The following is a 15048-nucleotide window of genomic DNA, read 5'->3' as shown; positions in this document are numbered from 1 at the left end:
GTCATGCCTCCTCTGGAAATGCGTTCATCGGGTCATGCTCAATTCGCCGGGCGCACCGCTCAGGGTGCGGCCACGCCGACAGGTCGCGTACATCACACCAAGGGTCAGCGCGTAAGGAGCGGCCGCGAACAGGTAGTAACCGCTGCTGATGCCCACCGCCTGCAACGCCGGACCAATCGCCCCGGCTGCGCCGAACAGCAACGATGCCCACAGGCAGGCGAGTGGCCGCCAGCGAGCAAAAATCACCAACGCGACGGCCATCAGACCCTGACCGCTGGACAGGCCTTCGTTCCAGCTGCCGGGGTAATACAAGGACAGGTACGCGCCGCCAATGCCCGCCAGCGCCCCGCCAATGGCCGTGGCAATGATGCGCACGATGACGGGTCGATAGCCCAGCGCCTGCGCGGTCTCGGCATGGTCGCCGACCAGGCGCAGCATCAGGCCCCAGCGCGTACTGCGCAGACCCCAGTGCAGCGCAAAGGCCAGGGCCACGCCGATGAAAAACAGCACGTTGATGTTCAGTGCCGAGCGCAAGCGTTCTTCGCTGCTCCACGCACCCAGCGCCAGTGACGGCAGCATGGGCGCTTGCGGCTGGATGAACGCTTTGCCGAGAAAGAACGCCAGACCGGTGCCGAGCAGGATCAGTGCAATGCCGAACGCGATGTCGTTGACGCGCGGCAGCGAGCAGGCAATGCCATGCAACAGGCCCAGCAACAACCCAACGCCGGCTGCCGCAGCCACGCCCAGCCAGGCCGAACCTGTCAGGCACGCGACGGCATACCCGGACATCGCTCCGGCGACCAGAATGCCTTCCAGACCCAGATTGATGCGGCCACTCTTTTCCGTCAGGCATTCGCCCAGGCTGACGAAAAGGAAAGGTGTACCGACGCGGATCGAACCGGCCAACAGCGCCAGCAAAAAGGTGCTCAGGTCGATATCAGCCACGTTGCGGTGCTCCTTTTTCCAGGGTCGGCTGCGGTGGCGCGAGCCTGATTTTCCAGGCCGCGAGACGCCCGCTGAGGGCCTCCCAGAGCAACAGATTGGTGAACAACAGCCCTTCGAGGATCAGGGTGGTGGCATCGGGCAGGCCAAGACGGCGCTGCAACAGGCCCCCGCTGGCTTCCAGACCGCCGAGCAGGATCGCGCAGAAGATGATCGCCAGCGGATGATGACGCGCGGCGAACGCCACAAGGATGCCGCTGGTGCCGTAGCCGGCGATCAGCGCAACGTTGGCACTGCCTTGCACGGCCGTGACTTCAAACATACCCGCCAGACCCGCTGCTGCGCCGCCGAGCAGGCAGCTCAACAGAATCAGTCGGTCCACCGGCAGGCCGATCATCAAGGCCGTCCGCACGTTGCCACCGACCACGGCGAGGGCGAAACCCTTCACGCTGTGGCGCACCAGTACATAGGCCAGCAGACAGGCAACCACGCCCGCCACCAGCCCCCAGTGCACTTCAAAACGGTCGCTGATGGTGCCGACCAGATAGGCATCATCCAGTGGTGGCGTGGACGGTTTGTTGAGGCTTGCCGGATCACGCAGCGGCCCTTCGACCATCTGCCTGAACAGCGCCAGCGCGATGTACGACAGCAACAGGCTGCTGATGGTCTCGTTGACGCCCCGGTGCTGGCGCATCCAGCCACTTAGGCCGATCCACAGTGCGCCGGTCAGCATCGCGACAATGCCCATGCAGCCGAGCATCAGCCACGGTGCCACGGGCGGCAGCCAGAGCGGTGTGACGGCCGCGGCCAGCCCGCCCAGCACCAGCGCACCTTCTCCACCAATGATGATCAGCCCGGCTCGCGCCGGCAGTGCCACGCAGAGTGCGGTGAGCATCAACGGCGCGGCGCGCTGCAAGGTGTTCTCCAGCGCAAACCAGGAGCCGAACGCGCCTTCGCCGACCAGTTGCAGAGCCTGCCAGGCAGGCTTGCCCTGAACCGTGAGAAACAGCAGAAACAGCGCGCACGATGACACCACCGCCAACAGCGTCGGCAGCCCCGGCAACATGGCCCCGGCCAGACGCCGCAGGGTTCGCGAGACGAACATCGGACGCTCCTCAGATCTGGCCAACAACGCCTTCCACCAGATAATTCATGCTTTCCAGGGCGATATCGGTCTGCGCCTGTACCACGCCGTCGGCGATCACCACCTGGCCCTTGTTGTCCTTGAGCGGGCCTTTGAAAATCACGAAACTGCCCGCCAGCATCTGCGCCTTGATGGCGTCGGCTTTCTGCTTGGCCTCGGCACTGACGGCTGGCCCGTAAGGTGAGGTTTTGACGAAGCCTTCCTTCAAGCCGCCGCGCAGAAAGTTGATCATCGGCGCACCGGTCTGGATCGCCGCAACGTGGGCGCGGTAAGGCGTTTCCCAATTCCATTCGGCACCGGTCAGGTAGCCTTTCGGTGCAAGTGCCGCCTGACTGGCGTGGTAGCCGCAGGTCATCGCGCCACGTTTCTCGGCGGTCTCGACAATCACCTTGGGGCCGTCGACGTGGCAGGTCAGCACATCACAACCCTGATCGATCAGGCTGTTGGCAGCTTCCGCTTCCTTGATCGGCAACGACCAGTCGCCGGTGAAAATCACCGTGGTCACGATGCTCGGGTCAACCGAGCGGGCGCCCATGGCAAAGGCGTTGAGGTTGCGCAGCACTTGCGGCACCGGCTTGGCGGCCACGAAGCCGAGCTTTTTCGATGTGCTCATGTGCCCGGCGACAACACCGTTCAGGTATTGGGCTTCATCGATGTATCCGAAAAAGCTACCCGCGTTCATCGGGTCGCGACCTTCCTTCCACAGCCCGCCACAGTGGGCGAAACGCACGTCCGGGTATTTCTTAGCCACCTTGATCACGTGCGGGTCGAAGTAACCGAACGAGGTCGGGAAGATCAGCGTCGCGCCGTCCTGGCGAATCATCGCCTCCATGGTCTTCTGCACGGCGACGGTTTCCGGGACGTTTTCTTCTTCGATCACTTTGACGTTGGGCAGCGTCTTGATGATGGCAGCGGCTTGCGCGTGGGCCTGGTTGTAGCCGAAGTCATCGCGGGCTCCGACATAAATGAAACCCACCACCAGCGGCGCATTGGCCGCGTACGCACGGCTGAACGGCAGCGCTGCGCTGAGACCGATAATGCCCGCCAGTTTGATGAAGCTGCGACGATCGACATTCGACATTGGTGCTACCCCTGATCAATGAGCCGTGGAAGAAGTGGTGTGCGCGGCGCGATAAGCGCGCCAGCCTTTGAATTCGGTGATGTCCAGCGCGTCTGCAAGGCCATACGGTTCGCAGATGAAACCCTTGACCCACTGACCGTCGGCCAACTGCAACGAGCCGATGCCCAGCGGTGCGGGAATGGCGGCGACAAATGCGCCGAACAGGCGGAGCGGCATTTCCCAGACCTCCACTTCGATGTTCGCGCCATGGTCAGGCACACGAACCAGCCCGGGTTTGGCTGGTGTAGTGTTCGCCAGCGCATACAGCCGATAGTCGGCACTGGTCGTGGTCAGGCTGCGCAGGCGAGCGCCGCCTTCGAGCAACTGCCAGTTGAGTGGTTGTCCCTGAAGATGAGCGCCGACCACGGCCACTTGAACGCTCGCGACAGTGAAGGGCAGGGGCGCCAGCGCCACCCGGTCGCGCTGATCGACCGCACCAAAACGGGCCTGCCAGCCTGCCGCGATCTCGGCAAGACGCTGGTCCGCACCCGCCGGACCGATCAGCGTGATACGTGCAGGCAGGCCGTCATCACGCCGATGTGCCGGAATGGCCAGCGCGCTCATGTTCATCAGGTTGACGAAGTTGGTGTAGTAGCCCAACTGCGAATTCAGCTCGACCGGATTGGCCAGCACCGCTTCGATGGTCGGCATGCACGGCGCGGTCGGCACCACCAGCACATCGACGTCGGCCAACAGCGATTCCGCTGTACGAGTCAGCTCGGCCAGGCGATAACGCGCCTTGAAACTGTCCACGGCATCGTACGAATCCGCGCTCTGCAAAATGCCGCGCACCACCGGGTGAATGTCCGCGGCATGCGTCTCGAAAAACTCACCCACCGCCGCGCGCCGTTCGGCCACCCACGGACCCTGATAGAGCAGGGCGGCCGCCTCGGCAAACACATCGAACGCAACGTAGGTGAGGGTCACCTGGGGATCGCTTTCAAGCGACTTCAGCGCCTTGTCGAACGCGGCCGCCGCCTGAGCATCACCAAAAAACTCACACGTTTGCGGCACTGCAACCCGTCGCGCACGGCGCAGCACCGGCAACGCCTGCACCGCGACACTGCCAGGGTCCTGTGCATCGAACTCCGCCATCACCTGCGCGACCTGCCAGGCTTGCGCCACATCGTTGGCAAAGATCGACGGGCAATCCAGCGTGCGACAGGCAGGCACCACGCCACGACTGCTGAACAATCCCAGGCTCGGCTTGAGCCCGACGACTCCGTTGAAACCTGCAGGCACCCGCCCCGACCCCGCCGTGTCTGTACCCAACGCAAAGCACACATGACCCCGCGCCACCGCCACCGCAGAACCCGAACTCGACCCGCCGCTGACATACGCCGGATCACACGCGTTGCGCACCGCGCCATAAGGCGAACGAACACCCACCAGCCCCGTCGCGAACTGATCCAGATTGGTCTTGCCCATCAGAACCGCGCCGCTGTCCAGCAAGCGCTGCACCACATGCGCCGTCGCCTGGGCCTCGTAAGCAAACGACGGACACGCCGCCGTGGTGGTCAGCCCCGCAACATCGAAATTGTCCTTCACTGCGAATGGAATGCCGAACAGCGGCAGGGTCTCGTACAGCGAATCGCCCAGTTCATCCGCGAGCTGCTCAAGCGTTTTCGCCCTTTCCAGCAGGCGCGAAACCGGCTCGCGATGAATCCAGACTTCCGGGCGGCCGTCTGCATCAATGCGCGCAGACAGGTCCTGCAGGAAGGTCGCCAGCGAGGTCTGGCCAGTGCGTAAAGATGTCTGAATGGCAGCGATATCGAGATCAGTCATTGGCGTGTTCATTCATGTATACAAGATTGAATGTGCCAGAGCAGATTTCGTGCCGAGAGAGATTCAGGCTTTATTTTCAGAGGGCTGTAGCGAATTTTTCAGCAGGGAGCGGGATTAATGGCGCGCTGTTGTTGAGCACCGCAACGGGAGGGTGCACAAAAAGAGGACGTGATTTGACGTTATCACCGTGTTCGTGGAGTTGAAGCACACGAGATCGGGGGGCGCAGCCGGATCGAAACCTACGACAACGCTTCCAGCCTTGCCTCTACGGCATCATCAAAAATGATGAACAACGCCTCGGCATCCGCAGAACGTAATTTGCGCGAGCTTTCGAGGTTCTGGATGACCTCAATCTGGATGGCTCGTTCGGCCTCAAGGTCCGCAGGCGTGCTGGCGGCGTTGAGGGCGCGGAGCAGGTCATTCATCTCGTCACGGATGGGTTTTTGAAGGCGTAAGAGGTCGAGTTTTTCCTGGGGCATGGTGTGAGTCTCATGGCGCTGGGGACGGGCGTGGGGGGATTTTACGTCAAAATGCCGATCACACCCGAAAACATCAGCCGTGCGACTGGGTGAGCACGTTGCCTTCTTTTGTCAGGATCACTCGTCACGCTGCTCCTTCTCTGATCAAGCGTAAGCGCTTGATGTGAGGGATGCGCCGGTGTGAATGGCGCATCGTCCAGCCCCTAACCTGAAATGGCTATGTATCCACTTGCGATACGCCGGTCTGAATACTGGCCGTGACGTACTGGATCACTTCGTCGAGCGTGTCGATGTCTGGAGCGTTGCTCACTAGCGCCTCAGGCGAACACCACGGGTAATTCAAGGCCGACAGCCACTCCATGATGCTCTGCAGATCAGTCGCCGGCAGTGTTTTCATGTGTTCTATGGTGATCGTGAGCCTTTCGACAAGTCCCGATTCGGGGCTGAACTGCCATTCATAAAGACCGCAACCGACGCGTGCTTCACCGGAGTTCTTGTCGGACATGCCGACCAGCCACTGGCACTGGTAGGTTTTTGCCTCGGGTTCAGGTGGGCTGCCCACGCAGAACGTGTACACGTTTTCGAACGTCTGGCCGAACCGTCTGACCAGCACGTCGCCTATTGGTCCAATACCCTCAAGATGAGGTGGAAACGAGATAGACCCCGTGCGTACGTGCATGTCCAGTATCGCGTCTGGCGTAAAGGCCTGGGATAGCAAATGTGGGCGGTTGCCGTCCTTGGCTTTTATGTACTGTCGTATCGATCGTTGAGTCGTGTTCATGGTGTGTCCGTCGCATCCCTATCAGGTTGAGAACTGTCCGGTGGGCGGCTCGCGTGACCTGTTTACGTGAGTCCGCACGCGAGTCGCACGTCGTTATAAGGCGTTATTCCACAGGTCCGTCACCAGCATGCAACCAGGGGCGTGGGTGATGCACAGGGGCGGACGTGAGGCTTGCATCACTGATTGCGGCGTCACACCGCAAGCCCAGAACACCGGAATGTCGTCGGCTTCGAGCGGCACGGCGTCTCCATAGTCCGGGCTGCCCAGCGAGTGGATGCCGATCAGCGCGGGATCACCGATGTGCACGGGGGCGCCGTGGACGTTGGGCATACGCGCAGTGATCTGAATCGCCTTGATCGCTTGAGCGGCTTTCATCGGGCGCATGCTCACCACCAGTTTGCCGTTCAGGCGGGTAGTAGGGCGTGTATCAATGTTGGTCTGGTACATAGCGACATTGCGCTTCAGATCGATGTGCCTCAGGGGAATGCCAGCGTCCAGCAGCGGTTGCTCAAAGGAGAAGGAGCAGCCAATGGCAAAAGCCACCATGTCGTCCTGCCACAAATGCTCGATATCCGTCGGCTCTTCGCTCAGTTCGCCATGGCGATAGACCCTGTAGCGGGGCACGTCATGGCGGATATCAATGGCTACCCCGAGATTGCGAAAGTACGGATCACCGGGCTCCGTCAAGTCGAGCACCGGGCAGGCCTGACGATTAAGCGTGCAAAACCGCAGAAACTCGTTCGCCCAATCACTGGGCAGCATCACGATATTGGCTTGTACCCGGCCTTCGCCCAGGCCAGCGGTGTGGCCCTGATAATGCCCGGCGGCGATGGCCTGGCGTAAGGCCAGTGGATCTTTCTGCTGCGCGTGTTCTAACGACAGGGCGGGTTGACTCATCACGGTATCTCCTTGGGTTCGATAGCCCTTTTTAGAAAACCGGAAGAGCGCCGTCCAACAAGGAATATTGGTACCCCGAACAACTAATCGTTATTCAAGGGGATGTCGACCGTCCAGGCCCGGTGCCGCGGCCATTCGTTGCGGGCCGACATCCGCGGCGTATTGGCAGACGACCTGGCGGCTCATGCCAACGATGCTCTCGATCAACTCCAGCCCGACCCCGGCGCGCCAGGACGCCACGACGTCCAGTTGTGGCAGGCGCGTGCCAGGCTCCAGCTGAATCAGTTCGCCGCTGGCCAGGGCGTTGGCCACCAGTGCCGCCGGTAAGGCACCAATGCCGAAGCCGTCACGAATCAGCCGGGTCATGGCCGACACCGAATTGACGCAACTCACACGCGGAGTGCCGATGCCGTGGGCATGCAACAGGTTGCGCACATCCTGATGCGGTTGTGAGTGTTTGACGAAGGTGATGATGCGCTCGCTGGCCATCTCAGCGAGCGAGGCATAAGGCCGGGCATAGATCGAGTTGCTGGCGGCGATCCAGTGCATGGGATAGTGCCCCAGCTCAAGGTTGCGCACGCTGTCGTGGCGGATCAGGTCCGTCTGGAAAACGATGTCCAGATAACCCTTTTGCAACTGCTCGCAGAGGTTGCGTGCGGCATCGGCAGTGATCTCGATTTCCACGGCGGGAAAGGTCTGCATCAAGGTCGATATCAACGGGCTGAACCAGGTGTGGATCACCGTATCCATCACCCCGATACGCACCAACCCCCGCTGTGAACTGGGGTTAGCCAGCGACTGCTTCAACGCCCGCTGCACCTCAAGCATCTGCTCGGCATAGTCGAGCACCTTGAGCCCCTCGGGCGTCAACGACACCCCACGCGAGTCCCGCACGAACAGCCGCAGCCCCAACTCATCCTCCAGCGAAGCGATCCGGCTGGAAATCGCCGCCTGGGTGCTGAACATCTTCTCGGCGGTCAGGCTGAAACTTTGCAGGCGGGCGACCCAGACGAAGGTCTCCAGGAATTTGAGGTTCATCTTGGTTCTCTTGGCTCTTGGGGTTGTCTTGAGAGACGTCGAGCTGCAATTGTTACTCCAGAGTTCGTTGCGGGGGGGATCAAATTTTCTTATGGGGTGGGGCGGGGTTTTTTGTTTGAGGCTGGTTTGGGGGGGATGTTTGGTTGGTGTGGGGGGATGCGTCGTGGGGGGCAATTTCGTCAGTCGGGTTAATAGGTGCTGAGAAATATCTACTGGGATTGAGGTTCGAGAGGCAATGCCCGTGGATGTCTTTTTTGGGGCCGAGGGGATTTTAATATTGGATATAAGTGTTTGATTTAAATCAGGTTTGTAGGTTTAAGTTTTTCTGTGGAATACCGATTGCGTCTGCTTTTCACCACGCTCCCCGCAGCCAGGAGAGTACTGTTTCCATACGTCAGCAGGCTGATGCTCGATCAGTCACTTAACCGACTGGCGACGACGGACCCACGTTCCGATTGCAGGTAAATGGTGTAGGGCAGAACTAGCGTGTCTGCCACGCCCGAGAGCACCATATCGGCAAGTATCACCGAAACACCGGGTCTCAACTCCTGACCCCTAAAGGTTCTGGGTTCTCCATTAAGCGCGCAGAAATCGAGCGACACGCCACTGTAAACGCGCGGGATGTAAGAGCAGTTCGATTTCCAGCGGCCCAATTTATTGGCTGCCACGGAGTCACTGCTGAAGGTCGTGTTGATGGTTCCGCAACCCGCGAGGCCGGCAGAAAAATGATGGCGCAAAGGGTTTTCACGTTAGCGTCCTGCTTTAATTTTTTCCAACGCTAACGGATCAGGCCTCTGCTGACCATCACAGATATCAGCTGCCGCCGCGCTCCGGTGACTACTTCACAAACTCAATCTTCTTCACAAGCTCAATCTTTTTCACGAAGATCAACGAGTCCTCGGCAGCAGGCCCGGCGATGCGTTCGTTGTTGCGCTCGCTGGCAACAGTGACCTTCACAGTCTTGCCAACCATGCTCGGCAACAAGGTCGCTTCGCTTTCATCTTCTGCCACAAACCATTCACCACATTGCCCATCGCAATAAGCCGTGAACCGTCGGCCGTCATTGACCATCACCGTGATGGTGTAGTCATCAATGCCACCGCCAGTAACCAACGCGCCCTGCAAGGTTTCCGGTTTGGTCAGGTTGAAGTGGCAATAGGCAGGCGCGTTCGGATCATCGCCCAACAAACCACAACCACGCTCGATCTCACTGTTGATCATCCCGCAGCTGTTGGCCACGTTGCACGGCGGGTGGGTTGCGGGAGATACGTTGATGCATTGTTTGACCAGAGATTCGGCGCGTTTTTGACCGATGGCCTCGGCGCAGGATTTGTCGGCGGCGTTGGCTTGGAATGTGACGAGGAGGGTGATGAGCAGGACGAGGGTGAGGGCTCTTGAGTGCATGACGTATCCGTTGGCGAGTGGGAAATGCGTAAGCGATATCGACCTTCAATTTCTCGACCGAGGCAGCAGGCTTCTTCTCGACCGAGGCAGCAGGCTTCTGGCGTGTATCGCTGGCTCCGTTATTTTGGCATTTGCTGAGGCGGTTGTGGGGGCTTGTTGTTCAAGGCTCTCCGCAAGCATTTGAACCATCGATTCTGTGCGGCCCGCCCACGTCTAGTTCGATAAACGGGGCGGGTCGGCTTTCATGGATGGAGTATCAGGTAATATTGTGTCTACTTGGAATAATAAGACGATTAAGTATTTTGATTGGCACAGAAATACTCATGGTGTTGAGCCCGATCAAATGACAGGTTTGCTTGAGTTCTGATTCTGCTTGGCCAGTATGCAAGCCTCAGCTGCAGTGCAGATAGTCTCGTCAGACCTCAAAGCGGTTCTTAAGCTATTAGGGTACTGGCAGTTATCTGTTGCTGTGACCAAGTATCTACGTCTGGTTGGATTTTTTGAGGTTTTTTGGCATCAGACATTCGGATGCTGGTGCTCCAGCAATGTTGGCTAACGCCAGGCTTAAAGTGGCTGGCCTGACGTCGGGATTGCAGTGCAAAACCATGATGGGCTCGTTGCGCTTCTGTGTTCACGTTACGGTTCAGGCCCGCTAGGTGCCAAGTGTCGCTGAGGTTTTGGATTTCACCAAATCCCACCCACAAAAAAAGACGTCCGAGGACGTCTTTTTCAATGTGGTGGGCCGGGGTAAGTTGAATCGGTCCTGTAAATTATTGATTTATAAAATTAATAACTATTTGAATTTTTAGTTGGAATACCAGTTGGAATACTGTGCTCCATTTGACCATCCGTTTGTATTTGATCTGACCAGCACGCCTCGTAACCATGATTGGCAATGAACTGCCCATAGCTGGGATTTAATTCGTTTTTGTTTAGGGTTCTGCTGAGATGTAGAGTTTATTTGATTTGTGTACGTCGTGCAGGGAAGTAGCGGAGGCATAGCATTTGGTTGATGATCGCCTAGTAGAAGGCGCGGCTCCTTACGCCGCGCGCTTTAGGTGTTTTCGATTTACATCGAAAAAGTCGCAAACCGTACTTCGGGTAGGGGGTCAGTTGTTGCAGCCTCTATCATGGTTTTTAGGTCGCTGTAAGTATTATTAGAAGACTCTAGGATGATGTGAGCTAGCTTCACACACTCTGCACGTATAAGTGAGGCGTCTACCGCATCCCTGCTGTCATGGTCAATTGTATGGTAATTAGACTCTTCAAAGATAATGGGAAGACTATCTCGGATCGTACCTAGCTCGTCGTTGTCTAATAGGTTTTTTCTGTAAGACTCTCTGATAACCCATAGGAGATGCGCAAGACTAGTTTTACGTCCTGATTCAACTAGATATACGACTCTTGAAATCAGGTTTTTTGCGTTATCAGAGTCTGTTAATTCCCTGAGTTTGAGTGCGGCTAATGCCGCGAATCTAACCTTGTTTGGTTGCTTTTCTTGTAGGGATCGGCGAATTACTCTGTGAATTTCGACATCAATTTCTTCACTTACTCCGTGAAAATGGACTAAGGCTAGAGCGAGAGAAGATGCCAAAGTATGGCTAAAATATTCTTTGAGCGTCTCAAAACGTTCTAGGGTCAAATCTTGAGGCAGTAAGGATGGGACGATAGAGTACGCGAGAGCTTGACCGATCAAGTCTGCAATGTCTGCGCTTTTAGATTCGAATATATTTAGCGGGCTGTTCGCATCCGTTGGAAGGCGCCAAAGAGTCATTACATCGAAGTAATCAATGGCCTGCTGATGAGTTGGAAGAATCTGTGCGGAAGTATCGGTCGAAGCAGCAATAATGGCACTCAAATGCGTAGGGTTTGTGTTACAGGGCTTTGCAAATAAAGTATTCGAAATTAGTAGATTAAGCCTTGTTGTATCGCTTGTGGGGAAATATTTAAATACATGCGGGAAAAAGTCGGAATTTGGTAGGGCTGAATAATTAAAGTCTTTCCCAAATATAGCAATGGAAAGTTCATCGTTCTCTGAGTCAGACGTGAAATTATTGATGAGCAATGGTAATAGTCGGCTAAGGGATGGAGTGGAGATCGATGGTAGCTTAATGATGTTATTTATACCGCTTATGATTTCTGAAGGAATATCAGGCAAAGGGTTTGTTATGCCTTGGCGAGGCGCTAGAGAGTCAGTAGAAATTGTTCGGATAATTTCAGAAATTCTATGATTTAAGCTGTGGTTGTGGCTTCTAACTCCAGGCTTGTATATGACTGGGTTAGGCCACTCTGGATTACCCTTAGTATGTGGGAGAGGGAAATTCAAGGCGTCTAGTAGAAGTTCGTGATGCTGGCTCTCAGGAATGCTGGCGAGTGCGTTGTTCAATAAGTTGCTTATAGGGCTGTGTAGCCATATAGCACTGGCATATTTTTCATGTCCCATGGATATTGCTAGTTGAAAAGCTTTTTTTGAGATTTCAGGTGTCGCTCGAATCAAAAGTCTACCAAGTACTTCAATGAATACTCTAAGGCGTTGTATGTGCTGAACTTTATTTTCTAATGTTGCGGTTGCAAGTTTATTTTGCCAATAGGCTACAGCGTTGGTGCAGTAGTTTATTGCGTTGTCTATATCTTCCTGCTTTGCGCATGCGAGCTTCATTCTCGAAAAGGCATTTGTAATGGCTTTGGATTTCTCGTAACTAGATATGCGAAGAGTTAGGCTGAATCGCTCTCTATTTGCTAAAATATTAAGTGTCGTAATGTTTTCGATGATGGACTTTATGAAGTTGACGTCCTTCCATGTTATTGGCAGTCCTGCGTTTCGAGACGTGCCATCGACTAAAAGAAGGATATGAAGTTCATTGCTTAAGTTGATTGAGTCTGACTTTTCTCTGTAGTGTCCAGGGGTGAATAAGGGTTCTATTTGTTGCTTGTAATGGCTTTCTAGCTCCTTATGTACTCGTCTTTCGATATGTTCAATATGATCGCGTGGATCGCATTTCCATTTCTTATAGTTGGATGGGAGCGGGTCAATAGGCTTGCCAAAATTCCCAAGATTTATTCCGTGCATTACAAAGTGAGCCCACGACAAGCGGGACAATATGTATAAGGAAGTGCTGTCTTTGCGATATTGATTACGAAGTTCATTGTACGCCATCGAAACTAGGGTTTCACCCTCATCGGATAGCCCTAACTCCGATAAAAGAGAGGCTTTCCTTATTTTCCAAATGGACTCCTGTTCTGAGATTTTTCTCGTAAAAAGCTCAAGTTCAATATAGTTAAGGTTGTCTCTGGCGATTAAGGCCTTATGGTATGCGATCTCATTAATAACATCAGGCCAGTGCTTTGAGTTTTCTTCTAGTATAAGGGTTGTTATGTCTGATACCGAAAGGCTATTTACGGTGTCGTATTCATGCCAGCGTGTATTTTGAAGTAGTAGTAAAGCTATTTCTAATTGCTGCTTCTTATTTAGAGTGTCTGATGTTTCAAGGTTGCAGATTTTTAGTAATTCATTGGCTAGCCATTGGGGGACTATTTCATAAGTTAAGCTGTGGCGCCATGCTTTTTCATATAGCAGCTTCGCACGATTACTGGCTGAAATTAGAGTTAGTGAATTTGGATTGAAAGTAGATATGCTTATTTGTGTTTGTAGTTCCCAGCGCAGCGAAGGAGGGCATACCAGCCATCCTGGATATGAATTTCTATCTGATTCAAGTGTTGAGATATATTGTTCAATGGGTGTTGAGCTTTCTATTCGTTTTGGACTCCAATCGGAGGGCTCATCCGGCTTGAGCAGATTTAGTATTTTGAAGAAGATATCAGTGGCCTTTATATGCTTTAAATTTGGGTCGTCATAGCCGTCAACAAGGCTTTCCAAATCGATAGGGGCTACATTCAAAGATTCTAAGTATTTACGTTTTCCAGGCGTTAAGCGAAGCGCACCGATTAAATAAATTTTTCGGGCGTGAGCAGTAAGATTGTCTCTAACCCAGCCAGCCCATTGTAGAAAATTTGGGTCGTCGCCTGAAAATCCTATTAGGCATAGTTCATTTTCAATAAATATTTGTCTTGCGAAATTTACGTAGGCTGCATGTGTTTGTGGGTATTTTCTATAATCTTCTTGAGTGAAAATTAGCTCTTCAGTTATATCGATTGTTCCATGTAACTTAACGATCCTTGGGGGGCGGACGTACGAGAGATCAGCTTGTTTAGTTACAGTATTATACACCCGATGGTGAACGTTTACGGCGGCACGTTCTAATAGTGTGTCCCAATTGGTAGTAAGGATTTCCGTCCATGGAAAATCTAGCAGTGTGTTGTAAAATTTTCCAGGACGCCAGGCGGAGTCATTGATGCTGCTTCTTAACAGATCGATCATCGTTTGTTGCCCAAAATGAGCACGATATTCTTCAGCTAGGCGGAGAGGATCTGAGTAGGGCAGATCTGGGTTGGAGGGATCAAGTTCCTGTGCCAGTTTACGCGAAAGATCTAACCAAAGAGGGGGGGATTTCGACGTGTCGCCACTCTCCGCGGCACATCGAGTAAATCCTGCACCTATCATTATTGCAGCGCCATGATTCGAAGGATTTTGTTGCCATAAAGCGGCTGCAAGCTTTTTTATTAACGCGTAATCGGGCAATCCCATTGCTTTTTGAATGATGTCAATTTCGTCTGAGCTCATTGTATATCCTTTGTGGTGGCTGTTGAACGTTTCATAGATTATGTGTATTTGAGTATGGGTGTCAAATTGCCATTAATTGTAAAACTAATGCATGGAAATGCTAGTTGTTCGATTAATTTAGATGGGGTGTGAGTTTATAATTAAGGAGTTTGATTGCGCTCAAGCTCCGCGGTATTAGCCTCGTTAGATTTCTTTATTTTATGAGGGCGCAAGCGGGAAAAGCGTGGCTGTAGCGAAATTCATACGGGCGTGCTTATAAACGTGAGTGGTGAGCTTAGAGGCGTGCGCCTCACCATGGATTAAAATTCAAGGTCAAAAAATTAAGCTAGCTATTTGAGTTGGTAGCATATTCAGTGTTGCGGCGATTAAATATTCCACGCTGAGGTTGTTGAAGGCGGACAAGTGAGCCTAGGCATGCTCCGATCAACTTGCCGCGCGTCAGCGGCAAGTCGAAAATGCACTCGGCAAACAGCGCTATTCGCTGAAAATGGCCTGGTGCAGCCTGCGTTGAGGGCATTTTCGCCCTGTTTTCCTTGTTAAACGCGCAACTCACCCATACCCATCAGCTGTTTTCGAGCCATCCACAGATTCGACAGGGCGAACAGCGTGGTCAGCTGAGCTGTGTTTTTCATCAGCCCACGAAAGCGCACTTTCACGTAGCCAAACTGACGCTTGATTACGCGAAACGGATGCTCGACCTTGGCCCGTGTTTGAGCTTTGCAGTACTCGATCTTGCGCTTGGCCTTGTAGAGCACGCTGCGTTTATTGAGCCTGGAA

Annotated in this window: 12 protein-coding genes; all 12 read right to left on the bottom strand. The window is 54.4% G+C overall.

Going from position 1 to position 15048, the window contains the following annotated elements; genetic code table 11:
* Nucleotides 1-24: 24 nt before the first annotated feature.
* Nucleotides 25-945, bottom strand: coding sequence for an ABC transporter permease (locus tag BUB69_RS27590; RefSeq protein ID WP_073173297.1), 921 nt, complete (start codon nucleotides 943-945; stop codon nucleotides 25-27).
* Complete coding sequence (locus BUB69_RS27585; protein ID WP_073173293.1) at nucleotides 938-2047, bottom strand: ABC transporter permease; 1110 nt, start codon at nucleotides 2045-2047, stop codon at nucleotides 938-940. Before BUB69_RS27585 ends, BUB69_RS27590 begins: the two co-directional genes overlap by 8 nt.
* A 10-nt stretch (nucleotides 2048-2057) precedes the next feature.
* The gene (locus BUB69_RS27580; protein WP_073173290.1) at nucleotides 2058-3167 is read right to left on the bottom strand and encodes a BMP family ABC transporter substrate-binding protein; all 1110 of its coding nucleotides are present in this window, start codon (nucleotides 3165-3167) and stop codon (nucleotides 2058-2060) included.
* A 15-nt stretch (nucleotides 3168-3182) separates the two neighbouring features.
* The gene (gene atzF / locus BUB69_RS27575) at nucleotides 3183-4991 is read right to left on the bottom strand and encodes an allophanate hydrolase (protein WP_141121920.1); all 1809 of its coding nucleotides are present in this window, start codon (nucleotides 4989-4991) and stop codon (nucleotides 3183-3185) included.
* Nucleotides 4992-5230: 239 nt separating this feature from the next.
* Complete coding sequence (locus BUB69_RS27570) at nucleotides 5231-5470, bottom strand: hypothetical protein (RefSeq protein WP_073173284.1); 240 nt, start codon at nucleotides 5468-5470, stop codon at nucleotides 5231-5233.
* 217 nt (nucleotides 5471-5687) lie between these two features.
* Nucleotides 5688-6251, bottom strand: coding sequence for a hypothetical protein (locus BUB69_RS27565; RefSeq protein ID WP_073173281.1), 564 nt, complete (start codon nucleotides 6249-6251; stop codon nucleotides 5688-5690).
* Nucleotides 6252-6344: 93 nt separating this feature from the next.
* Nucleotides 6345-7148 (bottom strand): putative hydro-lyase, encoded by an 804-nt coding sequence (locus tag BUB69_RS27560; RefSeq protein WP_073173278.1) that lies wholly within the window; start codon nucleotides 7146-7148, stop codon nucleotides 6345-6347.
* Between the two features lie 90 nt (nucleotides 7149-7238).
* Nucleotides 7239-8186 (bottom strand): LysR family transcriptional regulator, encoded by a 948-nt coding sequence (locus BUB69_RS27555; RefSeq protein ID WP_073173274.1) that lies wholly within the window; start codon nucleotides 8184-8186, stop codon nucleotides 7239-7241.
* A gap of 413 nt (nucleotides 8187-8599) precedes the next feature.
* Nucleotides 8600-8854: a YceK/YidQ family lipoprotein gene (locus BUB69_RS29260; RefSeq protein ID WP_281250968.1), complete on the bottom strand. Its 255-nt coding sequence runs from the start codon at nucleotides 8852-8854 to the stop codon at nucleotides 8600-8602.
* Between the two features lie 169 nt (nucleotides 8855-9023).
* On the bottom strand, nucleotides 9024-9590 hold the full coding sequence (locus BUB69_RS27545) for a hypothetical protein (RefSeq protein ID WP_073173268.1): 567 nt from the start codon (nucleotides 9588-9590) through the stop codon (nucleotides 9024-9026).
* Nucleotides 9591-10659: 1069 nt separating this feature from the next.
* Nucleotides 10660-14271: an SIR2 family NAD-dependent protein deacylase gene (locus BUB69_RS27540; RefSeq protein ID WP_073173265.1), complete on the bottom strand. Its 3612-nt coding sequence runs from the start codon at nucleotides 14269-14271 to the stop codon at nucleotides 10660-10662.
* Between the two features lie 536 nt (nucleotides 14272-14807).
* A partial coding sequence (locus tag BUB69_RS27535; protein WP_141121919.1) for a transposase occupies nucleotides 14808-15048 on the bottom strand: 241 nt, incomplete at its 5' end.

Source organism: Pseudomonas asturiensis, from assembly GCF_900143095.1.
Lineage (GTDB): Bacteria > Pseudomonadota > Gammaproteobacteria > Pseudomonadales > Pseudomonadaceae > Aquipseudomonas > Aquipseudomonas asturiensis.
This window is presented reverse-complemented; position numbering and strand designations above follow the sequence as displayed.